A 24,488-nucleotide genomic window follows, 5' to 3' on the forward strand; every position below is an offset into this window, starting at 1 on the left:
GCAGTATAAAATGAAGTTATATAATTGAAATTTCAATGAATGTCTCAAAAAGTATCCATTATAGCTAATAATGTATATTATTTATATATTTATTGCTTTTAATAGGTATTTGAGTGACTATTTAATGCATATTGCGTTTTATCAATAGAGGTTCTTTATGTTCGGTTGGAATGACGAAGAAAACGAAACTGAAACCACTACAACTTACGAAGAAGTTGCCAAAGCACTTGAGAATAACCGTATGAGACTTACTTCGAGCGACTGGGAGATTGTTGTGCAAATCATGGTGGATCTGATCGACATGAAAATAGACGGTATGCACACTCGCGAGATCTCTGACAAATATGGGTTATCTATGAAAAAGACTCTTTATGTGATGAAAGAACTCTACGCCACAGAATATCTCAACGACGAAGAAACTCTAGCTCTGGATATGTGTTCCAATGACGGCAAAGACGGCTTTATGAAGCATACTTACTGGAGAATGTTGGACAAAATTAACAAGTAGTTATTCGGAGGCTCAATGAATAAAGAGAAGAATCTCAATGTGGATCTTAGCTTCCTTTTAGGAAAAACAATCATTTCTCACAAGTTAGTTGATCAAAAATCAAATCTTCTCTTGGTTGGCGACGACGGAATGCACTATTGGCTTGGCGGATTCAGTTCTGACGGCGGACACGTTCACCTTGAAGATATTAATGGCAATCTAGACGATTTGCTTAACTCACCAATTCTTCGTGCGGAAGAGAAGACTGTTCTTGTACCAGAAGATCAGAAAACACATCCAGGATATACAGAAGACTATTACTTCTACTATGAAATTTCGACGATTAAGGGATCGGTGCATATGCGGTTCTATGGAGAAGAAGGGGCGTATTACTCAGCTAGCGCTTGGTTTTATTACTGCATTCCACAAATGGAGAGTACGCATGAAAAACACTAGGGTAAAGCTAACTAGAGCACAAGCACATGTAATTTTAGACGCTGGAGACGTTCTTTTCTTCACAAATCACAGCGGCTCTTCATCTTACTATAAGCGAGAGAATGGAATGACCTCTCTTATTAATGCCAAGGTTTTCGAATCACTGAAAAAATTGGGTATGTTTAATGTCGTGAAGAACACACCAGAGAGATCTGATTACAATCTTTCAAACAAAGGTCTTCGAGTCCTAAATGATCTAAGAGATCAATCCTTAAAGAAAAGTGTGAAGCGATGAAGGCACGTCGACCAACGATCTACAGCAAAAGTAAAATCATTGACGTTTATGAATCTGGAATGTCCATCGATCAGGTCTGTAAGGAAATTGGGTGCTCCAAAACAACAGCATATAAAGCCTTAAAAGGCTATAGTTCACTTAAAAGAAGAGCCAACAAAAGAAGCCAATCAAACCTTAGGAGGTAGATTTCTTATGGCAAAACTAAAGATTTTCGGAACATCTTATCCTTTTGGCGATGACGATAACATCAATGGTTATTGCTATGTGGCCACAAGCTCGATGATCAAAGCTCAAATCCTTCTAGGAAATGCGAATGGCCCAGGTATGGATGGCGTTGTAATCTCTCAAGTGCGTGAGCGAGAATTAAGCACGCAGATGTACGGCGATCTAATCACAAATCCAGACAAAGTATTCAATCAAAAGGGATTAGAAGCAACAGGTGAAAAGTTTCTCGAAGCTCGAAATAAGCTTAAAAAAGCTATGGAGGAAAGAAAGAGTGCTCGAGGAAAACGTCACGCCGAAATAAAGAAGATAGCACAGTACCAATCCTCTTCTAATACCCATTTCGTCAAAAAGGGAGCTAAAACAACTGAAGAACAAGATTTGGTCGTAAAATTAGTCCTTGAAGACTTGAGGGCGGCTGGATTTGAAGATATCGCTTTCGCGGCCAGGGTAGGTGAAAAGAAGCCTCGAAAATTGTCGAAAACAAAGAATCCACAATCGCACAAAGACTTGAACCGCGCATACCTACAAGGGGTTGGATGGGCATTAGGTGTACTCGGCTCGTATAATGGAATGGGTGAACCAGATACTGCTAAAATGATTCTAAGTGAGGGAAACTATACCAGAGCAGATCTTGTTGAAGCCGGGGTTCCGGAGAATGACATCAACAAAATCTTCAGTGGAGAAGAAGACGGAAACGAGACTTAGTCCGTCTCATTACTACACATCTTTATAGGTTTCATAGTTTTACCATGTTAACCATGTTTTAATAAGGTAATGGATAACTTAAGATGAATGGCGACCAAATAAGTCCAGAAATAAAGTATATTTTGACGGAGATTCAAAAAGGGATCTTTCCGACAAGGATTAAAAAATCTCACGCCTCCCTGCGAGGATGGTATCGGGCCCGTCTTTATGTCGTTCGAGAAAAACTGAGAGTGGCGGATCCATCCAAATACCTCGACAAAATCGAAGAAATTTACAATGCATTCAATCGCAACTGTTTCGAAAATGGAGTCGTAGATGCAATCCAAAAGATGCAAACAAGTATCAGCCTTCTCATTGATCAACCTCCAGTAATTAAGCATGATTGCTCGTCAAGTTGTCACAAGTGCCACTGTTCAAGCTATCAACTATTTCATGGTGATGGCTGTACTTGCGGCGGAGTTTAACTCATTATCCGCGACGAACCCATTTATCGCATATGGAAGAAAGAATATTCACTTACAAAGAAGTTTGCGAAAGTGCCGTGAGAACGGGGCATAATCCATCTCCAAGGGATGCTAGATTTGGTATGCTATTTTCTGAGAGTACACACTTTGTACTAAAAGCTGTTCCTGTATCTCGCCTGCACTATATGGGCAGCTGGACTCCAGATCAGCCATTAAGATGTGGGGAGACCAATGCATACCAGGATGAAAATGGAAATCCAATCGATAGCGACGAATACTACGCCAGAAAATATGCGAAAGAATACAAAACTGGGTTAACTGCTGAACCAGTAATCTGTACATCAAGATTTGACCTTGCTGATGGTAGACATCGAACACGATCGGCTTATCTTCGAGGTGAAGAAATTATCCAAGCGTTTGTCGAAGTTTCAAAATAGGAGAAAGCGCGTGGAAGTCCTTCATTTTACCGAGATAATAGATGAAAATTCATTCAACAAACTAAAAGAGATCATCTTTGAAGCCGCAAGGCTTGCTAATTCCGCACAAAGTGGTCTTGCTGTTAGTATAAAGAGTGACGGAAGTCGCGTCACTAATGGCGATGTTGTCGTATCAGAGTTTTTAACAAAGAATCTAAAAAGAAACTTTCCAGATTACGACGTTTTCTCAGAAGAAAATTGTTTGGAGATTCCAACCAAGGCGAAGGTATTTATCATCGACCCAATTGATGGCACTGAGGAATATCTTCGTGGCTCTACTGATTGGACAATCGTCATTGGGCTTGTTCATGACAAAGTGCCTGTTGGTGGATTGGTTTATCATCCCGCGACGGATAGGTTGTATTTTGCTTTTCAAAACGGGGGAGCATTCATCCAGCACGGAACAGTAACTAAGAGGATAATAATCGAGCCAAGAAGACCTATCGAAGCGGTGCTTTCTAAAACTGACGCTGGAGAAAGAGAATTTCTGACATTGGCAAATATTGGAAATTACCAAACAATGGGCTCGTGCTCACTCAAAATATTGAGTGTTGCTGAGGGGACATTCGACATTTATCCAAATTTCAAACAACAATGCTCATGGTGGGACATAGTTGGGCCTGGCGTGATTCTTAGTGAATCTGGTGGATTCATACTATTCTCAAAAAGCATTCCTCTCTCCTTCGAAATACCAAAAATTCCCGCAAGATTATTAGTACTTGGAAGCAGAACAGAGAGTATTATGGGTAGTTTGTCTGCATTATTTTCTAGCCTATAAATTGCAAGTGGCTCATAACGAAACAACATAACGGACGATCTTTAAATACCATGTTTACCATGTTTTAATGTGGTAAGAGGTAAATTATGTCCGGAAAAATGTCACTTTCTTCAAAAATCGAAGACTTTGTATCTGGCTTAAATGAATCCTTTCGCCTTTCTGATATTTACAGGAAATTCCCTAATGAAAAGAAGACTACCATTCGCGGAAGAATTTATCGTGAACTGATCGGAAGAGGAGTTATCACTCGTATTTCTGATGGTTTATATGAATTCGCTGGAAACGATGGTCAAAGTGGTCTCGTAGTGCAAGGAAATGCCAGAGATCTATCGTCAATTCAGGATTCATCTATTTCTTTAATCATTGCCGACCACCCATATAAGATTCAAACTGGTCGAAACCGTGACTTCACCAAAGGCTATCAGGCATCACTATTCGAATACCAGCAAGACGACTTTAATGAAAAGTCTCGCGTGCTTTGCGAAGGGTGTTTCCTTGTTGAATTTCTTCCAGAAATGAAAGATGGGAATGCAGACTACATATCAAATATTATCCAAATGGCAAAAGGTGCAGGACTTCGTCTCTATGCAAGAGTACCTTGGTATAAAGCTGAAGTAAGAAATGGGAAGTTGATTGATCACTCGGCAAATGTTGGAAGAAAAGGTGTTATGGAAGATATCTACATCTTTTCAAAAGGTGCTCCTCGTAAATTGAGAATGCGAAATCAGGGCGGAGTGATTCGCTCTGAATCTGGCGCGAAGTCTATTCTTCCAGCTGTATTTATGGAAAAACCACTTCTAAGAAGTGAGAAATCTCATCAATCAGCAAAACCACCTCAACTAATTAGAAAACTAATTGATCTTTTCACATTAGAAATGGAAGTGGTTCTTGATCAATTTGCGGGATCATTTGTCGCATTCTGGGAAGCAATCGGAATGAAACGCAAAGCAATTGCAATTGAACTCTGTCAAGAATACATCGACACCAACTTCCTTGATTTACAAACGGAGGAAGCCGCGTGAGTGATCTTGTGAGAATATCTTTTACCGCGAGAAACCTGCATCTTATATCAATCGGTCTCAAAACTACCACACTAAGAAGCCCAGCGCAGGCCGCAAAGATAAATTTAAAGGTTGGGCATACGGGAGTTATGCAGATTCGCGGAGTAAGATACAGGGTAACCCACGTTGGCCTACTGAATGTTGATGAAGCAGGTGGTAGACGTTCAATTTGGAATTCTGAAGGGTTTGATTACACGGGCGAACCGATGTTTGCGCAAACTATGGAGTTTCTGGACGGCAATAGAAAATTGCACCTTTATCGCTTTGAAAGGATTTGGTAGTGCGAGCGCTCGTAAGTCTACATAGCAACAAGTTCTCATTGGATGTTAAAGAAGAAATAGAATCGGCTTTGTATTCCAAGCTCTTTGATCCGTACATTGATGGGTACGATCCTTTAGAATACTTCAAAACATATCTTCAGGATGCATATGTTGTTCTTATCGATGTTCGAGGACTTGTTGATTGTGGAAGAAACGTAAGAACGGAACTAATTCTTAAGGAATCAATGCGACTCCAAAAACAGATCGTCTTTTTTGATTCGCTGGGAAGCGAGTTAACCGAAGAGGAGTACGAAGATTTGCCAGAAATTAGGAATGAAATCTTCAGAAGTTTAAAGCCTGTAATTTATAGAAACATAAATGCAGCCGTAACTCATATAAAGATTAAAAGATAATAGGGGAGTTTTGTGATCAATTCAAATAGTGTGATTGACCCAGATTTGGAAGTCTCGAGTCCTCCAAGAAGTAAGTGGGAGTACCCTTATTCATATGACCCTTTCGTGATTTGGAGATCTGGAACTCAGGCCGCGCAACACACAGCCTATTCAGATCGCCTTCAGCGAGAAGATGCCTTCAATGAGGCTGCCAAAGTTGTTATGGGAAACCAATCCTTGGCTTTTGGAACGGACATGGATCCCGAAATCATCGAAAAAGTGATGCAGATGTATCTAAAGAAACCGTCGCTAAAGATCATTCGTGTTGTCGAGTACTGCAACCCTTCTTCTGGATCTCCATATTGGCGCCTGGATTATGTGACAAATGGGTGATTCCTTGAATTTTTCAAACAACCTGCGAATTCTTAAGGAACATCTTGAGAAGAATGGCCTCACTATTCCGCCTGATCATCATTTCGCCAGGGCATATGCTAAACCTGTCACCGGAGACTGGACGTGGAGCGTATTCGTTGTTTCAAAGAAGACAGGAAAGAGATTCATTCTTGGATCCGGTGATCCTTTAAAAACGCTCGCAAAAAAGAAGTGTGTGCTTGAGTTCACATGGGAAATAAAGGGCCACTACATCAATGTTGAAGACATTTCTCATCTTAAGAATGTCGATAGAAAAAAGTGTCTAAGCCTTATTCCAGCGGACATTTGAGGTGTCCTATGCGTGTGCGCGTATTTATTGAAGTGAAGAGTGGTAAATGGACGATCTGGAGTGAAGATGGAAAGAGGCATCTTGGATATAGAAAATCACTTGCTCTCCAGGATGTCGAATTTCATGTTGATCAAAAGAAAAGGGCCCATGTAAAGAAGACTGGTAAGAGGCTACCTCATGCATGGGCCACAGGAATTCTCACTAAGAAATCTACGCAGACAAGGGACTTTCGCGAAGTTACCTACGACCCGTTTACTCACCGATACTTTCAGAAAAGTGGCCGGAAGATTACTAAAGCCAATAGGGCGTCTTTTAGCACTGCTTTAAGGGTATTTGCCATCTAATTTACTTCGTGTTTTCAGCACCTTAACCAGTATATTCAGGCTTAGTTTAATTTTACCCTTCAAAGTATACCGTAGGTGTACTTATAGTGACAAAGTTAAACCGATCTAATCCTCAGAATTTCTTCATCATTTTTGATGTCACCCCATTTACAAAACAGAGCTGAAAAAGTGCTTTTGTGAGCTAAGTCTCCAATAGCACGAGGCTAACTGTAACTGGGAGGCTGTTATGGTCATCAAAAGAATACTGGTTGCGATCTTTTTCATGATTGCACACACAAATCCCGCATCTGCGACGGGCGTGGTCATTTCGCCTACTGGTAGCGGAGTCTTCGCAGCCGACAACGGCACTTCGTCAAGTATTGCAACATCAAATGGCAAACCAGTCGTGAATACCACTGCCGCGATGAACACTGGCACGTTGGATGTTCTAACTGAAGCCAATACGCCAACAAGTATTGTGAATGTGTACCTGGATAACAAGAACACTCTTGGCAGTGCAGTAAACGTAAATCTCGATCTTTCAGCAAAATTTAATAAAGCTGCTTCATACGCTCCAGTATCTTCGCAAGACGCTTCTAATGCATTGGTGGTAACTTCTTTTCTCGGCAATATCACAGCTGACGTTTCTGGTTATGAAGGCCTTGCAGGAAAAAACTCTTCAATGATTTGTGCTGACCGCATCATGGCGGGCGATTACGGAGTTGATGTAAAAACGGCGTTCGAGGCTCGGCGTCAAGCTGACAGTGCTTTGTCATTGAGTGTGTGTGATGCCACGGATGTAGCGTCCGTTACAAATGCAAAAGCACCAGTTTGTTCGATTGGCACCTACGACAATTCTAAAAATGGTCAAAGCTCTCCAATTTTCACGGTGAAAAAAGCTGTGAAGAAAAGAAAGTGTGAACGCGACGTTGCGGTTGGGTATCAATGTTACCTTCAGACTTATAACTACGAGTGTGGATTTTGGGGAGGTTTGATGACTGGAATTCAAACTACTCCAAAAGCCTTCTCTTACACCATGACTGGTCTCATTACTAACAATGCAGGAACAGTAAGTTTTTCTTGGAGATCGAATATTTATCCATCCTCTCCATCTTCTCATCCTAGATTTTCTTCTGCGACGAGGCCGAACTTCTATGAAGTTTGTAGTGGCTCATCCGTAGCGACACCAATGGGTACTGGTGCTTACGGTGAGCCCATTTCTGTTTGTTCTGGAAGTGCAGCAAAGATTCACTCTGCGACGCTTGCTAATCAAGGATCTCTATGGCCAGTTTACGACTATAACACTGGCTCTGATATCAGAGGAAGCTATCCGGCGAAAACTGGAAATGTCAGATTCTTCGAATCTTTACAAGGTCCCTTTTCTGGATATTTTGGTTCATTCAAGTCTTTTAAATCGAAACAATCACGACCAACTCACTATGAAGTGGCACTCCAATGTCAAAGCAACGGGCCATGGTCAGAAGGTTATACTATTTTTGGATCAGGAAACGTGGAATATAGCGGTGGATGGATAAGTGGAACTGGTGCCCCCTTTCGAGTTGGCGATGCTGAATTACAAATCATCGACACAGGTAGCATCTCAAAAACTTGTTCAGCATGGAAAGCAGAGCGTCCAGCCTATGACAACTATGAAATCGCTCAATCCGTTTTGAAAACTCAAAAAGAAGTTACTTGGGTTGATGATGCTGTAACCACAACTTGCCCAGCTGGCACGAACGATATGGGTCTATCAGACGATTGGTCAAACAATCCTGCGGATTATCAGAACCCTGCAAACCAAGTAAGCATTGACTGTGCTTACGGAACAAACTGCGGCGCTGGCGTTCAAACTTCTTTCACATCAACTGAGCAACGTGGTGAGATTCTTCGTCCAGATGCCGGAGAAACAGGCTCAATGGGTGGTCGTGTCGATGCTTTAGTTTACTCATTCACTGGCGTTCAAACTGGATCTGTTACTAACGGGTCAAACGGAACAAACGGCGCTATCGATATCAATGCAGTATCTTCACCGAAGTTCTGCGCAGACATCAAGAACACGACTGCTGAACAAATTAAAGTCCCAATTCTGAACATTGAAAAAGTCATGTATTTCCCTTGGGATTTGAGGCCTGTTTCATACTCGGAATCAAAGACTTTCCCAACTCGCAATCAAACTGATTACTTCAAGATTTATACGGGAATAACAGAACCGTTCCGAGACTATCTGAAACGAGTAAACTGCCCAACTTGTCCAAGATAGATCAGCAAAAGGGGCCATCAGAGCCCCTTAGATTTGAAAGTTTAAAGAACTGTTTTTATGGAGGTAAAATGAAACTCTTTATTGTTCTACTAACAGCATTATTGTTCGCCGGATGCTCCGGTGGAGGCGGTGGAGGTAGCTCTACACCAACCGTACCTACATATTCTGCTGAATATCAATTCCCCGCAAACGATATGCAGCCCGGAGATGGCGAAAGAGTTGTTGAGGCAATCGGTGTTCTTAAGTGCGTCGATACTTCAAGCGGTCAAGAAGTTGATCTATCACATTGTCCAATGCCAACCGATAACAAGCCAACTTCGACTCAGCAGTCACCTTCTGGCTTCCGAGATGTTGTCGTTGATGGCGCTACATCAGCTCGCGAATATGTCGAAGCTGGAAGTGCAGTTTGGATCCTTAAGCCGGAGTTCATCGTTTGTGACTTTTCAAATGGGTACACGGCTGTTGGAGTGACGTGTAAAATTCCAGGATATGAATCGGTATATTCAGCGTATTCTTCTCCTACAAAAATACTCGCCTGTGATGGGACAGAACTTTTAACAAGAACTTATCAAACTTGTCGGAACAATATTACCTTGGAACAAGTTGACGATACTCTTTGTGCAGGACAAACAGATCCAAATCCTACTCAGGAGTACAAATCTCCTGCTGGATTGAGAATCTTCAATGTTGCTGAAGGAACTCAGACAGTCCAATGTATTGCAGGTCAAGAAAAAGCGGCTGGTACTGTTGTTGATGTTACCTGCACTCTTCCAGATCAGCATAAGTCTGGCCTTTCATGTTTGAATGACACATACTCTTCTGTCTTCAGAGACCCGGTAAACAGTAAAACGGCAGTTTGTTCAGGAACAGAAACGCTGAATCGAGTTTATGACTATTGTAGAAGAGATCATGACAATGTGGTTGTCGACGGTTCTAAGTGTCCTACGAAAACAACCACTGACAACGTCACTTACAAATCCCCATATGGAACTCGTCCTCTGAATATCACAAATTCAGATGGTACGGCGTATGAAGAATGCCAAGAGGGTCAAACTACTTTTGCGGCTGTACCAAGTTCAGTTGTTTGTTTGCCAGGAAACCACGTTAATGGTCTTTCATGCGATTCTGATATTATCGCTTGTACAGGATTAGAAAGTGATGCAATTAAAGCTCTCACTGGCGATAGAACGTGGAATTCCGGAACTTCGACATACGAGACATGCGTTGCAAGAACTTGCCAAGATGGGCACTACCTAACTGGATCGACATGTTCTGAAGTTGGTGTTGGATATTATTCTGACACTCTAATTACAAGAACTCAGCGCCTTCAATGTCCAACCAACTCTTCGACATCGTCGACGACATCATCCTTGATCGGAGATTGTCTTGCAGTATCCGGCTATTATAAAGTCACTGATACGCAATTTGATCCTGTTGGACTTGGACACTATTCTGGCAATCTAGACAATAATCGAAATGCATGTTTAAGTGGCACATATTCTGATATTACTGACGCCTCATCTTGCAAATCGTGCGATAATAAGCCAGCGAACTCAGATACTGTAACCTATGATCCCATGGAGTATGGAGTTTCCACTAACTCTTGTTCTTATGCTTCGATAACTTGTACCTCGGGATATAAAGATCACAACTATTCATGTCATCCAGTATCATATGTTGGTCAATATAGCGACTTCTTCAATCCAGACATAACAACTATTTCTTGTTCCGGCACTGAAGATAACCCTCGTACTGTAGATTCTTGCGAAATGCACTACTCTACGCAAAGTGAGCCTGTAGCAAATTCGTATTGTGAGAGTTTGCCCGAGCGAGGTACAACAACAAGTTCTTCACCTGAGGGTGATGTAACTGAACCAATACCTAACGGTTCCGCTACATATCACTGCCTTGCTGGATCCACGACAAAATCAGAAGTTTCAAGAACGTGTGATTCAGGGTACGTTCTTAATGGCCAAAATTGTGAAATGAAGGTCGAACAACTCACTTTGACTATGCAACATACTTGCGCAAGGCTTAGTGGAGGCAAGGTTAAATGTTGGGGCGACAATACCAACTCACAAATCGGCGATGGGACAACAGCTCACAGCTTTACTTCGAAACTCACTTCGCCTGATTTTAATTTCAGTCAGTTTTCGTCGGGCTCTGGGTATTCGTGTGGCCTTTCCGAAGGAGCAGTTTTCTGTATCGGAGCAAATAACTTTGGTAAGCTTGGCGATTCATCAACGACCAACAGAACGACTTATGTACCTAATACCGAACAAACTGAAACAATGAAGATCGTGGCTGGTTGGTCACACACATGCGCGATTAATTCAGGTAAAGTAAAGTGCTGGGGAAGAAATAGTAACGGTCAACTTGGAGACGGCACCACGGTAGATAAAACTCACCCAATGGCATCTACTTATGTGACTGGTATCACTAACGCTACAATGATTTCACTTGGTCAAAACCATACCTGCGCTCTTGATGGTACGACAATTAAATGTTGGGGATGGAACACCTACGGTCAGCTGGGAAATGGAACCACAACAACCAGCTCGACGCCAGTTGTCGCAATGACAAACGCGAAATTCGTAGCATTGGGAGCCAGCCATTCATGCGGTATTGATAACTCAAATGTGGCAAAATGTTGGGGATTGAATACTATGGGGCAGCTCGGCGATACTACAACAACCAATCGTAGCTCTCCGACGACGGTCAATACTGCTTTGGTGCCTCCTGTAAATTCCATTCACGCAGGCTTCCAACATACATGTGCAGTTCAGTCCAACAATCAAGTAAAGTGCTGGGGAGCAAATGAGTCTGGACAGTTGGGTAATAACACAACTACTGGGCTTCACACGCCTACACCACAATTGGTTCAAGGTGGAGCATTGTATACCCAAGTCGTGGCAGGAGGATATCACTCTTGCGGCCTTCGAACGGACGAAAAAACCGTATCCTGTTGGGGCCTCAATGATAAAGGTCAGCTGGGTGATGGATCATCAACTCAAAGACTGACCCCGGCGACAACGGTTCAAGGTCTCATCCCTTAATTCAAAAAATGATACTTTTTATGGGGCAGAGTCGACAATCTGCCCCATTCACTATCGAACAAATATCAATAAAATTCTTTTTATTCTCAGATTATTTTTATCATTTTTTAACTTCCTCCATTTAGAAAGTAGGGACCACAGGAGTTCCGACTTAACCAAGGAGGATTTTAAATGCTTAAACTTTCACACTGGTTCGTTTCGATTGTGACGTGCCTATTTTTTTCAGGCTGCGGAGGCGGAGGGGGCGGGGGTTCAGGCGAAGCAAAATCCCCAGCTCCGGAAATTATTCTGGCATCAATTGTTGCTACAGAAAACAATCTCCCCTCATGCAGTAGTTCCACTGAGAACTACATTTTCTTCGTAAAAGACGTTATTCAACTCAAACAGTGCCGCACTGGCACTTACCACGATATTGATCTAAGCAACAAAGGTGTAACCCTTCTCCCGGATGGTGCAAATGACGGCCAAACTGTCGTTTGGAGCGCCTCAGAACAAAAATGGATTGATGCTCCACTACTTCCAGGTACAACAAGTTCTGAATGTTCTATGACCGTTAAGGAAGGTTATATGGTGATCGGACTAATTGAGGGAAACACTATCACCGTATCCAAAATCGGTGAAATCTCAAATGGTAGACAAATTACTGTATCTGACGCTACCTGTATGAGCGGCACCGTAGTTTTGACAAATCCAATTGTTTCAGTGTTTTCATGCGAGACAGACTTCTACAATGATGGAACAAATGCATGTATCGCAGTTGGTAACGGATTCTATCGCCCAGCTGGAACGAGCAATCCATCGCAACGATTTGCTTGCTCTGTTAATACTATTGGAGCATCTTCCGCGAACTTCACAAGTTCCGGTAATGGCGCTGATAATTGTTCATACGATTCAGTGACGTGCGGATCCGGTTATGCCAACTCCAATTCTTTAACATGTGTGGCATCTTGCGATGGCACTTTTTACAGCGACGACTCAAGTGTAGGATATACGGTTAGTTCACTATTAGACGGACAATCAACTGATATCACTGTTGACCAAGCATCAAACGGAGTTAGTGGAGACCTTAACAACTTTCAGAACGGATACATAAGAGAAGCTTCGGCTCATATCACTTGTAATGGTGGAGCTCCAGAAATCACCAGCGAGAATGTTTCAGTAGATATGTGTGACTGGGGTTACTATCAAAATGGCATGGTTTGCGATCAAAATCCAATAGGGATGTACAATCCGGATCCATATGGCAATCCTTCTTTAATCGCTTCGTGTGAAGTGAACAATCCGAAGATAGATCAAGTTTTATTCACTTCTCCAGGCGGAGCAGGGGATCAATACTCATGCTCGTATGATATCGTCTCTTGTAAATCTGGATATATCGCAAATGGCGGAAGCTGCATCAATGAATACACTGACGTAGCACTTGTACCTGGTGGTACATTCTTCCTTAAACCAAATGGAAAGGTGGATTATGCTGGATACAACCAATTTGACGGCACAAACGGCGCCACACAACCGTCAATCGTTTCAGTTGCAACTCCATTTGTGGATATCGGCACTGTAACCGGAATGCTCGGAACGAACAGCGGAACAGTTTGCTTTAAGGTACTCGATTCAGGTGTCGTTAAGATTAAGTGTATGGGTTACAACGGCAGTGGTGAAGTAGGAGTTGGTACTGTAGGTGACATTTATAGTTCTCATCCAGAAAACAATAAACAAACCATTTCCAACAACAACTTTGTTGCTGGATTAAATGCAGTGAAAGATCTTGCTGTATCTGGAAAAACTTTCTGTGCAATTGCTGATAATGCCGGAACTGACGTTGTTAAATGTTGGGGAGCTGGCGAAAATTATCTCACTGGCCAAGGGAATACAACAAACATTGGTACGCCTGCTATTGTTGCTGGCACAAACGGCGCCACTGCGATCTTCGGTGGAGGATCATCGTTCTGCGCGAAGATGAATGATTTAAGCGTTAAGTGTTGGGGTAAAATGCGAAACGATAGCTCTACGGAAACCACATATCAAAATCCAACGTCTATTCCAATGTTTGATGGGGCTGATAAGGTGTACGTTGGCGCGGGTTCAACTTGCGTGTCTAAAACTGTTTCGAGCGATACACAGTATTACTGTGTCGGCACGAACGACTCTGGAGACTTAGGTCTCGACTGGGATCACTCGGGATGGTTTGCTCTTTCATTGATTCCTGAGCTTACCAATGCCGCAGCTTTGTTTAAAGGCGGCTACAATAGAAACTTCGCGATTCTTCAAGGAAGTGGTGAGGTTGTTGCTTACGGTTACAACAATCAGAACGGATTAGGAATTCCAAGCGGAGCCGACTCGTATCTTTTCATGAATGCTCGTGTTCAAAATTTGTCAAATGCGCGAAAGGTTGTTATTGCTCCAAGTGGCAATATTGCCTGCTCAGTTTATAGTCCAAATAATGACACCCATACTTCTGTAAAATGCTGGGGTGGTGGTAATAATAGCGGACAGATGGCGACAGGATCTACGTTCGGATACGGTCTTAATTCGGCCACACAAGTTCAATAAAAACATAAAGGGGCAAACAAGCCCCTTTATTTTGAGATTTGTTCAGTTTACGCCAGATCAAGGTCGAGTTTATTACGAAGATGCGTCCATTTTGTTGTTTCAGTATTCCATATCTTGTTTATATGAAGTGAAGAGGTTATTAAAAGGTATGGCAAAGAAAAACAAGAACGTAATCGGTGAATTTCTAAAGCAAAAACGCATAGCCGCAGGTCTATCCCAAGCTGATGTTGCTGAAAAAATGGGATACTCGACGCCGCAGTTCATTTCAAATTGGGAAAGGGGAGTTTCTCACCCTCCAATTAATGCTCTTAAAAAGCTAGCTGAAATCTACACAATTCCATACCGTTCATTAAAAAGTGACTTCAGAGAGGCAGCGATCAAAGACTTCGTCAATTCACTTGATCGTAAGCTCGATAGCGCATTTTCATAGTTCCCTTTAGGAGATGGTGGTTATCATCTCCTTCCAATTTCTCCCAGAACTATAGCCAATCCAATGATCACTCCAATTTTTATTGGGCCGTTATTGTCACGCCCATTCGATGCTATGGAATCAATCGGCGTCAAAAGCACAATTAATACCAGTATCAGTTTTATCATTAGTAACCTCCTTCTCATAATATGCTTACTTTTTAAATAGGCGCCTGATTTAAGTTGCATGGATGTATGCAAAATCGATAAAGTTTGCACGTTCTGATGCAAAACAGGAAGAATATGAAAAGTGAAAATCTGATAGTGCTAGCGAAGGGTAGTGACATAGGGAAGAAAGCTTTTGTGGTTGGTGAAATATACGTGGGCAAGTACATCGAACCAAAGTCGCTAGTGATCATCTCTGATTTTGATCACAAAGATGAAGCAGAAAAGTTTATCTCAACTAACTACTCTGGACACTCAAAATCATCGTCACTAAACTCACCAAGTGCCGATATTTATGGGATTTGGAGCAAGGGGCAATAGTTGCCATTAGCCTTCGACTGATATAACTGCGGCTTCGCGAAGCATTCCGCTCTTAGTTATTTCAAGAAATGATATTTCAGCCGTAACAAGTTCCCTGAAGAGTATCACTTCGCCATTCTTTTGAGATGAATTATTTCGTGGAATTCTTCTATAAAGCTTCTTTCTTACTTCAGAAGACAATCCAAATTCAGCTCTTGCAATGACTCTTCCATCAAGAGCGACAATGGCGTGTTCAATTTTTCCGTCTGAGTCGACTTTAACTCCTGATATGAAAGCCTTCGCCCTGGATCGTAATTTGATCTTCAGCCATTTGTTGTTTCTTACTGAGTCATAAAATGAATCGACTTTCTTGGAAACAATGCCTTCTAAATTATACTTAGATGCAAGTTTCAATAAAGCCTCCCCATCGTCTCCGTCAAAATGTTCGACGTACTTAACTCTTTTTAGATTACATTCGGAAAGAAACTGTTTCAGGTGATTTTTTCTCTGTAGAAGGGGAGTGGATAGAAACGACCTCCTTCTCAACTTGAGTAAATCAAAGACCATAAAGTGTGCATCAGCTTTTCCAGACCTTGCATTCGCTTGAAGAGATTCAAAATCTGGCTTTCCTTCACGGTCAAAAACAACTATTTCTCCATCAACGAAGAAGCTTTCCTTAATTGACGATAGTTCTTTTACTATTGCGGGAAATTTTTTTGACCAATCAAGACCTTCTCGACTGATCAAATAAACACATTTGCCAACCTTGTACGCACGCATTCGATATCCATCATACTTTAGCTCATGGATCCATTCCGAGCCGCTGGGCGGGCTTTTTGCTGTTAAAAGTGGTTTTGCGGGAACATTTATCATTCTGGAAATATAACAGAATCTTGGATACATTTTACGCAACAACAGATCTTCTGGACCGCGACTTTACCAGAAGTATTGACCAGAAGATGATACTGAGTAGAATTCAGCTATTAAGAGGTGAAAAATGTCACGAGATGAATGGACTGATGAAGAATTCGCTAGATTCACAAAAAGAATGAATTTGTTCAAAGAAGATCCTAAAAGCCTAAGCACTGAAGTTTACGAAAAGTGCAAAGCTCTGCACGAGGAAATCAAGAAAGATTCAAAGGAAATCCAGTCACTAATTTCAAAAGGAATAGATCTCAATACTTTGAAAGAAGAAAATCCGATCAGAGCCGAACTTTCTGATTGGATTGCGAAAACTCCTTAACTTACTTTCCGGTATCCATCCGATCTACGTCAAGTGTCACGGCCATTAAGTCTAAGACTTTGCTCTGTAGATTTGAAATTATATCTTTGGACATTTTAAGTTGAAGTAGGTCGTTTGGTTCTACCAATAAGCCCTTCGATTCAAAGGAATTAATCTTTGCCCATATTTCATTTAGCTCAAGATACATTTTTCCAGCCTCAGAGTGAATGGCATCATCAGTAGCTAATTGTGAAATAGAATTGAATTTGTTAGTCATTGCATATCCTCAGTTAAGCTCGTTTTTAATATTAATTTCTCCACATAAGCGAAAGCAATAATCAACCTCCCAATAGAAGCCGCATTTAATAAGATTGGAATCAGAATTTCTTGCAGAATACATGAAAAATTCCTGACATGAATTATTCCGATAAGTGACCTTATGTTACGTTAACTATTTGATATTATTACTAAATTCTAAATCATCATTTTTCTGAAAGCAATCTCTTGTTGAAGTTTTGCTTCCTGCTCGGCAACGCGACGCTCCCACCCTTTCGCCATTGACCTCTCACGCCCAACGATAAATTCAGAAGGGTTTGGACTACCAGAGAGAATTTCGAACCGCTGGCGGGCATCCTGGGCCTTTAAATACGGCAAAACAGACTCGCGCCCAAGTACCTTTACTTGGCGATGATGATAGCCAAGCATGAACTCGGTCGCTAAATCAGTAATCAAGGCAAACGCACTTAAATTCGGACCGGGTGGCCTTTTCGGCGAAAGAAGAATTCCGGCTACGAACATTATTTCATCGTCCGAAAATCTTACTATGTTCCCCTTTTCTTTTCCCCAATAGGCTGGCTCAAAAAAGGCGGTCATTGGTACGACACAGGGATTTGATTGAAATCCATCCCTCCACGTCGGCAAATCTGAAATTCTCCTTACTACAGCCTCGCCATTAGGCAGGAATTGAGCGCCAGACAATCTCGCGTTTGGGAATGGCATAACAGGAAAAGTCTTTTCGACGACCTGAAGACTATCTCCCTTTGCGACAATGACGGGAGCCTTCATGCTCATTTTTACCCGTAGATTCCATAAGTCATTTCCTGAAACGATAGGGTGCGACAGATTCTCCTCCAAAATCTTTTTCGTGACTGTAATTTCGTATTCACTGCACATTCATCAACTCTAGCTATGACCATTCTATTCATCAATGTGTATTTGATTGAGACAAAAACCGCGATACGTGGAAAAACATGGTAATCATGATTAACATGAAAAAGAGGTGTGTTTTATGAAGTGCAAATGTGGCAAAGAAACCGAGCTCAAGGAGTTCCGAACATTTTCATATCACTACTGTTCAACATGCAAGGAAGAGGTAAAATCCGACCTTTCTCCGAATACACCTCCTCCTCAAGTGCCAAAGAAAACTGATAACTCCGGCGTTGATGAAGATGGCGAGCCACTTAACGGCGTTTACATGTTCTGACCACGCATTGGTTCTTGAACTCCCAAGGCATTGATTAATGAAACTACTCTTCTTTCAGTATCATGAAACGGAGACGTTTGTGCCAGTATTGCCGTTCGAGGATCAATTCGAATACCCATTTGCATAAGTCTTTCTCTGTATACCTCTTCACGCGATTGTCGATCAAAATTTTCTTTCTTTGCCAGACAGATAATAGTTTCAGCTGAGTCTCGAGGATACGCCTCTGAACCTATCGCAATGATGCGATCCTCCCCGTCTAAACCTCGAATATACTCCGAGTGAACAACTGGCAAGTCCGACAATAAGATAACTCTACAACCTATATTTCTATTCTTCCTTGCAATCATTTTGCAAATATTTAGATCGGTTGTTGTATTTCCAGATCCGATTACAACAACAGAAAGCAGTCCTTCGTTTTCATAATTTGGTTGATAAGAAATTATCACTTCAGTACTTTTCCATTTGGGATCTAAAGATTGCCCCAAAAATTGCGAAGAAACTTGGAAATCATCAGCTGCAATATTTTTGATGAGTCCAGCAATTAACTTATAAGTAGGAATTTCAACCTTAGTCACGGACGAACTCCTTGTTGTTTTCAAATAATGGCGCAATATACGTCAGAGACACTGTTACCAGAAATGACGTAAGAAGAGCATATTTAGCTTTCGATAAAAAATCTCCCTCTACGGCAAAACCAACCACAATCAAAATTATCAAAAAAGACGGCAACACCGATTTAAAGAACTCTGCCTTAAAAGCCTTCTTAGCCCTCGCGAAGTATGAATGTTTTGTCCACGTTATCAACTCAACGACCTCTTCAGTACCTTCGCCTTCTGGATAGTAAAGTAATCTAGCAGTCATCTTTTCCGCACCGAGATCTTTGCATTTTGTTATTAACTGCGGTGAGTATTCTTTAAAACTGGCCAATATCCTTGTTAAAGAATGTTGGTGCATAGCTGTTTGAATAATTCCGTGAAGCTCTTTGTCGTTAGCGCTCGTCATCCAACGAACAATCAAACTTCGATCACTTTTCAGGATCTGACCCGGCTCAATAGGATTGCCTGGGCCCAGTGAAAGTGGCAATTGCTCAGTCCCTACTGTCTGCGAAAAACATATGGTAGATTCAATTTGAACGAAACCTTTACTCATCAAAAGCTCTCATTTTGGTTTACAAAATAGTAGCATCGAGTGCTGATAGACAAAAACCTATTTATTGAACAAAAAGAACGATAACACAATGCGACTGACATTAACCCTTAAACAAATCATCAATACGACACTTTAAAACAAAATCATCGGAAGCATAAGAGATTTTAGCCAAATCTAGAAACGTCTTGCATATATCCCACGCTTCTCTCATTGTCCGAGATTCTCTTCTGTACCTAACACGCTCGCACTCGACGATCAGATAACTCAAACAGACTCTAGCCATAGACTTATTTTCCGAACTTAGGGATGACGAGTTTACTTTAGTTCTTAATGAAGCAAAGAATTCTTCAGGTCGCGCTGGCCGACATTCGACTGGAATGATTGGCTTAACTTCAAATCCATGGTCAAAATTTGCTATTTTTGAAAGCTGAATCCAAGCTTCCCTTTCTTGCTTGAGAAATTCTGTGAATCCAGTTCCTTTAGATCTGATAAGAAAATCCTTCCACAACTGAGAAACTTTGTCTGAATCATTTGTAAGTACAGCTTCTTCGATCTCAGAAACAGACCTAACAAAACTATCCCGTACACCTTTCTGTAATTCGCATTCAGAAATTCTCTCTTTGAGTTTTCTGATTTGTTTTAAAAGTGTTGTATCTAGGAGTGGATTCATCAGACGATGATAGATTGATGAGTTTGGGCAGTCAAATTCTCAGAGCGGGACACCCCCGAGGCTCGCCCGATACCCTGGAAAGCGGGGCCCGTATACGTTGATTTTTGTCATATTTCCCTTTGAAAAACTTCCCATTGCCTCATAAATTCGTTTAAAATACTAAAAAGTAAAGTTTTATTGAAATTGTAGGCATTTAAGCCTATAATTTACTTATGAGACAAGAATTAAACAGAAATTTAGGAATGAAGGCTCTTTCTCTTTTGGATGAAAAGCTCGCCGCTGCGGGCATGAGTCAAATCAAGGTCATTATTGGTGGGGGCGGCTCTATGATGATTTGCCACGGTTATGACGGCCAAACCCGCGATATCGACGCAATTCCACTTGGAATAGATTTCGAAACCGTGAAGCCATTCATCGCAGAAGTAGCAAAGGAATTGAATATTGACGAAGATTGGTTCAATCCACACTTTCAATCATTCACTCTGTACCTGGATGAAGATGCAAAAGATCGTTATGAAAAAGTTTTTACTGGCAAAGTAATAGCAGCGTACTCACTCGGCGCAGAAGACATATTGATCATGAAATTCATGGCCGGACGACCAAAAGACATGAGTCACATCAACTTCCTTCTTAGAAGGAAGCAAATCTCTCTTGAAAGCATAGAGAAAAGATTAATAGAACTCGAAGCAATCTTCCCAAAGGAAGCGACAAGAGCGTTGGAACTTTTTTACGACAAAACTGAGGAGTAATAATGAAGAGCGCAAGCAAGGCTGAAACATACAGCTTCATTCAGAATTCACCTTTCTCAATTGGTGAGTCCGACCTTGTTGCGTACCTTGATGAGTCTCGCTTAGATCCCCGCTTGATGGAGGTCTGCGTAGAATTCATAAGAGACTTCTGGTACATTCTCGATCCAAAACTTCTCAATAGAAAAGCGAAGGCATCTCAATTTCCATTTATGATAAAAGCTGCCGCAATTCTCGTGCTCTCATACTGTGGACCTGAATCTGGGCAAGCTGCGGTTCAGTTTACTAGATGGATGAAAGAGGCGATCACTGGAATTAAAGATCCTGCCCCCCAGTTCCTATATGTAGGAGTCATTCCTATTGGCTCGAAGATGGCGACCAGAACGCTTCATGAGGCCATTCCAGAACTCCTCAACCATAACTTGGTAGAGGCTCACCTTCCTTTTAATAAAGGCATCCCAAAAGACATTAAAGACGAAGCATGGGCCCGCTCTAGATTCGGCATAGAAGCTTTGAAAGCACACTACGCTTCGCAAGTTAAATCATTAAAGGTGAATCACTCAAACTCGTCTATCGAAAAGATAACAGGAGCAAACAGAATGTTTGTCTCCAAAATCCTTAATAACAAGCTGAACGGAATTTCTCTAGAATATTTAATGAAGGCCGCAGAAGCGGCGCAATCAATTTCTTAGATTTAAGATAGCGAGCTTCTTTACACTTTTTCTTTAATCGTGCGAAGAAGTCGCAAAACTTCGAGATACAGCCAGATAATACCAACAAGAAGACCAAATGCGAGATACCATTCATGTCGCTTTTCAAGACCTTCTTCGACAGCCTTCTCAACTTCTTTGAAGTCGAGAATAAAAGAGTAAGTTGCAACGCCAACGACTACGGCTTGAATTCCGATGCCAAAAAAACCACTCGCGGGAATTAAAGCTCCTCCCATAGCAAGATCAACAAGCCGAAGGACGAGAATGCTTAGCAGAGCGCCGCAGATATAAAGTACTGTATTCTCATTCGTTTTAAGAATGCGCTTTTTATAGAGAGTCAAAACCACTGTGAACAAAATGATAGTCACCACAGCTGCCGATACGGCAATTCCTTGATACTGTTGTTCAGCCATTGAAGAGATGAATGAGATTACTAATCCTTGAAGGGCTGCATAAACTGGTGAGAGATATGGGGCCGTGCTCTGCTTAAAGATTACAACAAGCCCAATTACAAACCCGGTAAGAGCGATACCGATCAAAGCGATATTTCCAAGTGCCATGTACGGAAAAAGCAACATAGCACACACCATTATTGCCAACAAAATTAGAGTCTTAACTTTGACTCCAGCAAAGGACACTTTATCGTTTCCAATTGATGTTCGTTCAACTCTTTTTAGCGCAAAATTCTCAGACATTTTCTTCCCCTGTGGGTTGATTGTTCTGAGCTCTTAGCCATCAAGGTGCATTTTTTGTGTGTAAAAAATCGAACAAATTCTGCTTTCTAAAAGCTAAAGAACCTTAGATGCATAAAGTCCTCTGAGTACCTTTTCCTCCTCGGAATATCCCTCGTGACGGTACTTAAGGTTGATTTGGCAGTGCATATCGCGAGATTCATCTGAAGCCATTCTTCTAAACTGAAGGGTATTGGGAATCCAAGTCAAAACACCCTCATCCTCATTCATTGTTGAAGACGTGGAACTCCAACAAGTAATGTGTTCTGTTGCGACTGGAGGGATGAATGAAACCATCCAGTAAGTAATATTGTCCTTCGATACATTCTTAACTGTTACCCGAATCTGATAGCTGTGTGAACGTCCCTCTGGGACATATTGGACGACTGTAAGCGACTCGGGATCGTCAGACGACCCATTAGGATTTTCTGGCGTCTCTGGAGTAATCTCATCTCCACCCTCACCTTCTCCAGAACCTGGCTCTTGCGTCTCTCCACTTCCAGGCACTGATGGGTTGCTATTTCCTGGAGCCTCAGGCACAAGCACGGGCTGTTCTGGCAGAACGCCAGGATTTTCTGCCGGAATCGTCGTAGGGGGATTTGTGTGATCGTCAGCCCCTCCCCCAGAAGAACAACCCATAGTAGTAATCAACACCGCGAATACGAACAGTAAAACGTGAAGATAGCGCATCATTGTCCCCTATTTTAACCAGCAAGTGACATGTTGGTTTTGTAAACATCAACTCTTGGAATTCTTTGAACAACGGACAAATCAGCACCGTTGTAAATTCGATCTTTCAAGAAAGCCTTCTCTGCTTCGAGCTCGGCCTCCGGAAGATTTTTGAACCAATACTTGTACTCCGCATTCCACAGGTATCCCTTCACCTTTAGAAGGTTCTTCATATCAAACGGGGAGTTTTTTGCGATAACACGGACTTTAGGCATTCGTGCACGCTCAAGGAGCTCGTGGAAGTTTGTCTCGAACTCTGAATGATCACCTTTACGAGATTTTGCTAAAATATGAACCAGAACATCCACATCCGCCATTGCGCGGTGAGCGTTCGAGAATACGCCGTGGTAAACGGACAATAACTCAAGCTTTGCACTTGGCATACCCTGAGCTTTCCATTTGATACAATCAATAGAGCAGGCCCAAACTTTCTCTCTCGACATCGTAGACTTCACATCGACAAATGATCGGTCAAATGGCGCATTGTGAGCAATTACTACTCCACAAGGAGACAAAAGCGTCTCAAACGCCCCCCAGTCGATAGACTTACCTTTAACTTGGTCAATGGTAATCCCGGTCAACTCCGTAATCTCTTCAGAGATATGACCACTCTTTGGTTCCTGGAACGCTTGATATGAACCAGTGATTGCAAGAAATTCACCAGTCTTTTTGTTATAAAGAACTCTTTTTGCTGCCAATTCAATAATCTCGCAATAGAAAGCATCAGTTCCGGTCGTTTCACAGTCGAGAATAAGAGCTTCAGCAACAGATTCTGCATTTGAATCCAACCACTCTTTATTGTAGTAGGCTGGGGGTTCAAATAATGGATCTTGCAGACGACGAAGGATTACAGATTCCCCGTCCGGAGACAGATTCTTCCAAGGAATTGCTTTGGCCGATCCGAGCTTAATCATTTATCCTCCGCCTTTGCTTATACCATATTTACCATGTTAACCAAGATAATGACAACTGAAGGTGGTAGACTGAAAGAATTACGCACCAATATGGCACAAAAACAAATCCCGTCACTTTTAACATCTCCAAAGATTCTCATTTTGAGCCCGTCCCCATTTAATGTCTGTGGAGGAGTCATGACGAAAGCGGAAAAAACACTTCTGACAGTTCTGAAGAAGCGAGTATCTCCGGAGGACACAATTAAGGCGGTAGAAATATATTACCGAACGCTATACGGACGCAGTTTCATGATTCATGTGTTCGACGCTGGCGTCATTGAGGTCATGAACCTACTTTTATCAATTCCCGTGAAAAGCCATAACATCCCGATTTACACGAGGGCTACAAAAATGCTGGCATTAAAAGGGCTCATGAGTCATTTTGCAATTTGTGCCACCAAGGCTGCCACTAAAGTATCTACGCATGAATATCCAGATCGCAAGAGAGCCTTCATTGCTCATTACATCCATGAGCTAATTGATGATATTTTTATGAGAAATATTGCCTTCCTTATTGGACACCAAGGAGTCGTAAACCTAAACTCACTCGAAGTACGCCTGGCTGGCATTTACGGGTATCTTGAAGATCTCTTAAAGAATTCTAGATTCGATTCGATAATCTCAGACGTAGAGAGGTATCACGCAATCAATTTGAAAAGGTAAAGGGGAGTTTA

Annotated in this window: 29 protein-coding genes; 20 read left to right on the forward strand and 9 right to left on the reverse strand. The window is 41.9% G+C overall.

Annotated features, from left to right (window positions below):
• Nucleotides 1–157 precede the first annotated feature (157 nt).
• The 16 genes from AAAA78_RS19000 to AAAA78_RS19065 all read left to right on the forward strand — a co-directional run bounded on the left by AAAA78_RS19000 (nt 158) and on the right by AAAA78_RS19065 (nt 15,442).
• Nucleotides 158–508 carry a hypothetical protein gene (locus AAAA78_RS19000; protein ID WP_340593793.1) on the forward strand — a complete coding sequence of 117 codons (351 nt, stop codon included), beginning with the start codon at nt 158–160 and terminating at the stop codon, nt 506–508.
• Nucleotides 509–523: 15 nt separating this feature from the next.
• Nucleotides 524–943 (forward strand): DUF7448 domain-containing protein, encoded by a 420-nt coding sequence (locus tag AAAA78_RS19005; RefSeq protein WP_340593795.1) that lies wholly within the window; start codon nt 524–526, stop codon nt 941–943.
• Nucleotides 944–1,213: 270 nt separating this feature from the next.
• Entirely contained in the window at nt 1,214–1,402 is a 189-nt protein-coding gene (locus AAAA78_RS19720) for a helix-turn-helix domain-containing protein (protein WP_445292009.1), read from the forward strand.
• A gap of 7 nt (nt 1,403–1,409) precedes the next feature.
• Entirely contained in the window at nt 1,410–2,147 is a 738-nt protein-coding gene (locus AAAA78_RS19010; RefSeq protein WP_340593796.1) for a hypothetical protein, read from the forward strand.
• 496 nt (nt 2,148–2,643) lie between these two features.
• The gene (locus AAAA78_RS19015; RefSeq protein WP_340593798.1) at nt 2,644–3,048 is read left to right on the forward strand and encodes a hypothetical protein; all 405 of its coding nucleotides are present in this window, start codon (nt 2,644–2,646) and stop codon (nt 3,046–3,048) included.
• Nucleotides 3,049–3,058: 10 nt separating this feature from the next.
• Complete coding sequence (locus AAAA78_RS19020; protein ID WP_340593799.1) at nt 3,059–3,865, forward strand: 3'(2'),5'-bisphosphate nucleotidase CysQ family protein; 807 nt, start codon at nt 3,059–3,061, stop codon at nt 3,863–3,865.
• 86 nt (nt 3,866–3,951) lie between these two features.
• On the forward strand, nt 3,952–4,887 hold the full coding sequence (locus AAAA78_RS19025; RefSeq protein WP_340593800.1) for a DNA methyltransferase: 936 nt from the start codon (nt 3,952–3,954) through the stop codon (nt 4,885–4,887).
• A gap of 358 nt (nt 4,888–5,245) precedes the next feature.
• A complete protein-coding gene (locus AAAA78_RS19030) occupies nt 5,246–5,599 on the forward strand; it encodes a hypothetical protein (protein ID WP_340593801.1) in 354 nt (117 codons plus the stop codon).
• A gap of 12 nt (nt 5,600–5,611) precedes the next feature.
• Nucleotides 5,612–5,971 carry a hypothetical protein gene (locus AAAA78_RS19035; RefSeq protein WP_340593802.1) on the forward strand — a complete coding sequence of 120 codons (360 nt, stop codon included), beginning with the start codon at nt 5,612–5,614 and terminating at the stop codon, nt 5,969–5,971.
• Nucleotides 5,964–6,299 carry a hypothetical protein gene (locus AAAA78_RS19040; protein ID WP_340593803.1) on the forward strand — a complete coding sequence of 112 codons (336 nt, stop codon included), beginning with the start codon at nt 5,964–5,966 and terminating at the stop codon, nt 6,297–6,299. Before AAAA78_RS19035 ends, AAAA78_RS19040 begins: the two co-directional genes overlap by 8 nt.
• Before the next feature lie 8 nt (nt 6,300–6,307).
• The gene (locus AAAA78_RS19725; RefSeq protein ID WP_445292010.1) at nt 6,308–6,643 is read left to right on the forward strand and encodes a hypothetical protein; all 336 of its coding nucleotides are present in this window, start codon (nt 6,308–6,310) and stop codon (nt 6,641–6,643) included.
• Between the two features lie 226 nt (nt 6,644–6,869).
• On the forward strand, nt 6,870–8,882 hold the full coding sequence (locus AAAA78_RS19045; protein ID WP_340593805.1) for a hypothetical protein: 2,013 nt from the start codon (nt 6,870–6,872) through the stop codon (nt 8,880–8,882).
• Nucleotides 8,883–8,950: 68 nt separating this feature from the next.
• Nucleotides 8,951–11,938 carry an RCC1 domain-containing protein gene (locus AAAA78_RS19050; protein WP_340593807.1) on the forward strand — a complete coding sequence of 996 codons (2,988 nt, stop codon included), beginning with the start codon at nt 8,951–8,953 and terminating at the stop codon, nt 11,936–11,938.
• Between the two features lie 171 nt (nt 11,939–12,109).
• The gene (locus tag AAAA78_RS19055; RefSeq protein ID WP_340593808.1) at nt 12,110–14,488 is read left to right on the forward strand and encodes an RCC1 domain-containing protein; all 2,379 of its coding nucleotides are present in this window, start codon (nt 12,110–12,112) and stop codon (nt 14,486–14,488) included.
• A gap of 148 nt (nt 14,489–14,636) precedes the next feature.
• A complete protein-coding gene (locus AAAA78_RS19060) occupies nt 14,637–14,918 on the forward strand; it encodes a helix-turn-helix domain-containing protein (protein ID WP_340593809.1) in 282 nt (93 codons plus the stop codon).
• 281 nt (nt 14,919–15,199) lie between these two features.
• Nucleotides 15,200–15,442 (forward strand): hypothetical protein, encoded by a 243-nt coding sequence (locus AAAA78_RS19065; protein ID WP_340593810.1) that lies wholly within the window; start codon nt 15,200–15,202, stop codon nt 15,440–15,442.
• A gap of 6 nt (nt 15,443–15,448) precedes the next feature.
• On the opposite strand, the gene AAAA78_RS19070 is transcribed toward AAAA78_RS19065, so the two are convergent.
• Nucleotides 15,449–16,294 (reverse strand): ATP-dependent DNA ligase, encoded by an 846-nt coding sequence (locus AAAA78_RS19070; protein WP_340593812.1) that lies wholly within the window; start codon nt 16,292–16,294, stop codon nt 15,449–15,451.
• Nucleotides 16,295–16,418: 124 nt separating this feature from the next.
• Between AAAA78_RS19070 and AAAA78_RS19075 the strand changes: the two genes are divergently transcribed.
• Nucleotides 16,419–16,664, forward strand: a complete 246-nt coding sequence (locus AAAA78_RS19075; RefSeq protein WP_340593814.1) for a hypothetical protein — start codon at nt 16,419–16,421, stop codon at nt 16,662–16,664.
• 1 nt (nt 16,665) lies between these two features.
• On the opposite strand, the gene AAAA78_RS19080 is transcribed toward AAAA78_RS19075, so the two are convergent.
• From AAAA78_RS19080 to AAAA78_RS19100, 5 genes are all read right to left on the reverse strand, one after another.
• Complete coding sequence (locus AAAA78_RS19080) at nt 16,666–16,920, reverse strand: hypothetical protein (protein WP_340593815.1); 255 nt, start codon at nt 16,918–16,920, stop codon at nt 16,666–16,668.
• A gap of 197 nt (nt 16,921–17,117) precedes the next feature.
• Nucleotides 17,118–17,816, reverse strand: a complete 699-nt coding sequence (locus tag AAAA78_RS19085; protein ID WP_340593817.1) for an SOS response-associated peptidase family protein — start codon at nt 17,814–17,816, stop codon at nt 17,118–17,120.
• 297 nt (nt 17,817–18,113) lie between these two features.
• A complete protein-coding gene (locus AAAA78_RS19090) occupies nt 18,114–18,701 on the reverse strand; it encodes a hypothetical protein (protein ID WP_340593819.1) in 588 nt (195 codons plus the stop codon).
• The gene (locus AAAA78_RS19095; protein WP_340593821.1) at nt 18,694–19,275 is read right to left on the reverse strand and encodes a hypothetical protein; all 582 of its coding nucleotides are present in this window, start codon (nt 19,273–19,275) and stop codon (nt 18,694–18,696) included. The genes AAAA78_RS19090 and AAAA78_RS19095 overlap by 8 nt, the downstream gene beginning before the upstream one ends.
• A gap of 100 nt (nt 19,276–19,375) precedes the next feature.
• A complete protein-coding gene (locus tag AAAA78_RS19100) occupies nt 19,376–19,945 on the reverse strand; it encodes a hypothetical protein (RefSeq protein ID WP_340593823.1) in 570 nt (189 codons plus the stop codon).
• A gap of 212 nt (nt 19,946–20,157) precedes the next feature.
• Between AAAA78_RS19100 and AAAA78_RS19105 the strand changes: the two genes are divergently transcribed.
• Nucleotides 20,158–20,694, forward strand: coding sequence for a DUF6036 family nucleotidyltransferase (locus AAAA78_RS19105; protein WP_340593824.1), 537 nt, complete (start codon nt 20,158–20,160; stop codon nt 20,692–20,694).
• Nucleotides 20,695–20,696: 2 nt separating this feature from the next.
• Nucleotides 20,697–21,383, forward strand: coding sequence for a hypothetical protein (locus AAAA78_RS19110; protein ID WP_340593826.1), 687 nt, complete (start codon nt 20,697–20,699; stop codon nt 21,381–21,383).
• Between the two features lie 20 nt (nt 21,384–21,403).
• Here the strand turns inward: AAAA78_RS19110 and AAAA78_RS19115 are convergent, their stop codons facing one another.
• The 3 genes from AAAA78_RS19115 to AAAA78_RS19125 form a co-directional block, all read right to left on the reverse strand.
• The gene (locus AAAA78_RS19115; RefSeq protein WP_340593828.1) at nt 21,404–22,096 is read right to left on the reverse strand and encodes a Bax inhibitor-1/YccA family protein; all 693 of its coding nucleotides are present in this window, start codon (nt 22,094–22,096) and stop codon (nt 21,404–21,406) included.
• Between the two features lie 93 nt (nt 22,097–22,189).
• Nucleotides 22,190–22,825, reverse strand: coding sequence for a hypothetical protein (locus AAAA78_RS19120; protein WP_340593830.1), 636 nt, complete (start codon nt 22,823–22,825; stop codon nt 22,190–22,192).
• Between the two features lie 11 nt (nt 22,826–22,836).
• Nucleotides 22,837–23,775, reverse strand: coding sequence for a 3'-5' exonuclease (locus AAAA78_RS19125; RefSeq protein ID WP_340593833.1), 939 nt, complete (start codon nt 23,773–23,775; stop codon nt 22,837–22,839).
• A gap of 177 nt (nt 23,776–23,952) precedes the next feature.
• Here AAAA78_RS19125 and AAAA78_RS19130 point away from each other — a divergent pair, with 177 nt between their 5' ends.
• Nucleotides 23,953–24,477: a hypothetical protein gene (locus AAAA78_RS19130; protein WP_340593835.1), complete on the forward strand. Its 525-nt coding sequence runs from the start codon at nt 23,953–23,955 to the stop codon at nt 24,475–24,477.
• The last annotated feature ends 11 nt before the right edge of the window (nt 24,478–24,488 follow it).

This window comes from Bdellovibrio sp. BCCA (genome assembly GCF_037996825.1).
In the GTDB taxonomy this organism is placed as follows: Bacteria; Bdellovibrionota; Bdellovibrionia; order Bdellovibrionales; family Bdellovibrionaceae; genus Bdellovibrio.

What these genes read in the sequence shown, in the direction of transcription:
- AAAA78_RS19095 (WP_340593821.1), bottom strand. Translation starts at nt 19,275, where the DNA reads ATGAGTAAAGGTTTCGTTCAAATTGAATCTACCATATGTTTTTCGCAG.
- AAAA78_RS19130 (WP_340593835.1), top strand. Translation starts at nt 23,953, where the DNA reads ATGACGAAAGCGGAAAAAACACTTCTGACAGTTCTGAAGAAGCGAGTA.
- AAAA78_RS19075 (WP_340593814.1), top strand. Translation starts at nt 16,419, where the DNA reads ATGTCACGAGATGAATGGACTGATGAAGAATTCGCTAGATTCACAAAA.
- AAAA78_RS19120 (WP_340593830.1), bottom strand. Translation starts at nt 22,825, where the DNA reads ATGATGCGCTATCTTCACGTTTTACTGTTCGTATTCGCGGTGTTGATT.
- AAAA78_RS19125 (WP_340593833.1), bottom strand. Translation starts at nt 23,775, where the DNA reads ATGATTAAGCTCGGATCGGCCAAAGCAATTCCTTGGAAGAATCTGTCT.
- AAAA78_RS19080 (WP_340593815.1), bottom strand. Translation starts at nt 16,920, where the DNA reads ATGACTAACAAATTCAATTCTATTTCACAATTAGCTACTGATGATGCC.
- AAAA78_RS19045 (WP_340593805.1), top strand. Translation starts at nt 6,870, where the DNA reads ATGGTCATCAAAAGAATACTGGTTGCGATCTTTTTCATGATTGCACAC.
- AAAA78_RS19105 (WP_340593824.1), top strand. Translation starts at nt 20,158, where the DNA reads ATGAGACAAGAATTAAACAGAAATTTAGGAATGAAGGCTCTTTCTCTT.
- AAAA78_RS19720 (WP_445292009.1), top strand. Translation starts at nt 1,214, where the DNA reads ATGAAGGCACGTCGACCAACGATCTACAGCAAAAGTAAAATCATTGAC.
- AAAA78_RS19005 (WP_340593795.1), top strand. Translation starts at nt 524, where the DNA reads ATGAATAAAGAGAAGAATCTCAATGTGGATCTTAGCTTCCTTTTAGGA.
- AAAA78_RS19010 (WP_340593796.1), top strand. Translation starts at nt 1,410, where the DNA reads ATGGCAAAACTAAAGATTTTCGGAACATCTTATCCTTTTGGCGATGAC.
- AAAA78_RS19065 (WP_340593810.1), top strand. Translation starts at nt 15,200, where the DNA reads ATGAAAAGTGAAAATCTGATAGTGCTAGCGAAGGGTAGTGACATAGGG.
- AAAA78_RS19040 (WP_340593803.1), top strand. Translation starts at nt 5,964, where the DNA reads ATGGGTGATTCCTTGAATTTTTCAAACAACCTGCGAATTCTTAAGGAA.
- AAAA78_RS19110 (WP_340593826.1), top strand. Translation starts at nt 20,697, where the DNA reads ATGAAGAGCGCAAGCAAGGCTGAAACATACAGCTTCATTCAGAATTCA.
- AAAA78_RS19115 (WP_340593828.1), bottom strand. Translation starts at nt 22,096, where the DNA reads ATGTCTGAGAATTTTGCGCTAAAAAGAGTTGAACGAACATCAATTGGA.
- AAAA78_RS19070 (WP_340593812.1), bottom strand. Translation starts at nt 16,294, where the DNA reads ATGATAAATGTTCCCGCAAAACCACTTTTAACAGCAAAAAGCCCGCCC.
- AAAA78_RS19085 (WP_340593817.1), bottom strand. Translation starts at nt 17,816, where the DNA reads ATGTGCAGTGAATACGAAATTACAGTCACGAAAAAGATTTTGGAGGAG.
- AAAA78_RS19050 (WP_340593807.1), top strand. Translation starts at nt 8,951, where the DNA reads ATGAAACTCTTTATTGTTCTACTAACAGCATTATTGTTCGCCGGATGC.
- AAAA78_RS19725 (WP_445292010.1), top strand. Translation starts at nt 6,308, where the DNA reads ATGCGTGTGCGCGTATTTATTGAAGTGAAGAGTGGTAAATGGACGATC.
- AAAA78_RS19015 (WP_340593798.1), top strand. Translation starts at nt 2,644, where the DNA reads ATGGAAGAAAGAATATTCACTTACAAAGAAGTTTGCGAAAGTGCCGTG.
- AAAA78_RS19060 (WP_340593809.1), top strand. Translation starts at nt 14,637, where the DNA reads ATGGCAAAGAAAAACAAGAACGTAATCGGTGAATTTCTAAAGCAAAAA.
- AAAA78_RS19025 (WP_340593800.1), top strand. Translation starts at nt 3,952, where the DNA reads ATGTCCGGAAAAATGTCACTTTCTTCAAAAATCGAAGACTTTGTATCT.
- AAAA78_RS19055 (WP_340593808.1), top strand. Translation starts at nt 12,110, where the DNA reads ATGCTTAAACTTTCACACTGGTTCGTTTCGATTGTGACGTGCCTATTT.
- AAAA78_RS19100 (WP_340593823.1), bottom strand. Translation starts at nt 19,945, where the DNA reads ATGAATCCACTCCTAGATACAACACTTTTAAAACAAATCAGAAAACTC.
- AAAA78_RS19000 (WP_340593793.1), top strand. Translation starts at nt 158, where the DNA reads ATGTTCGGTTGGAATGACGAAGAAAACGAAACTGAAACCACTACAACT.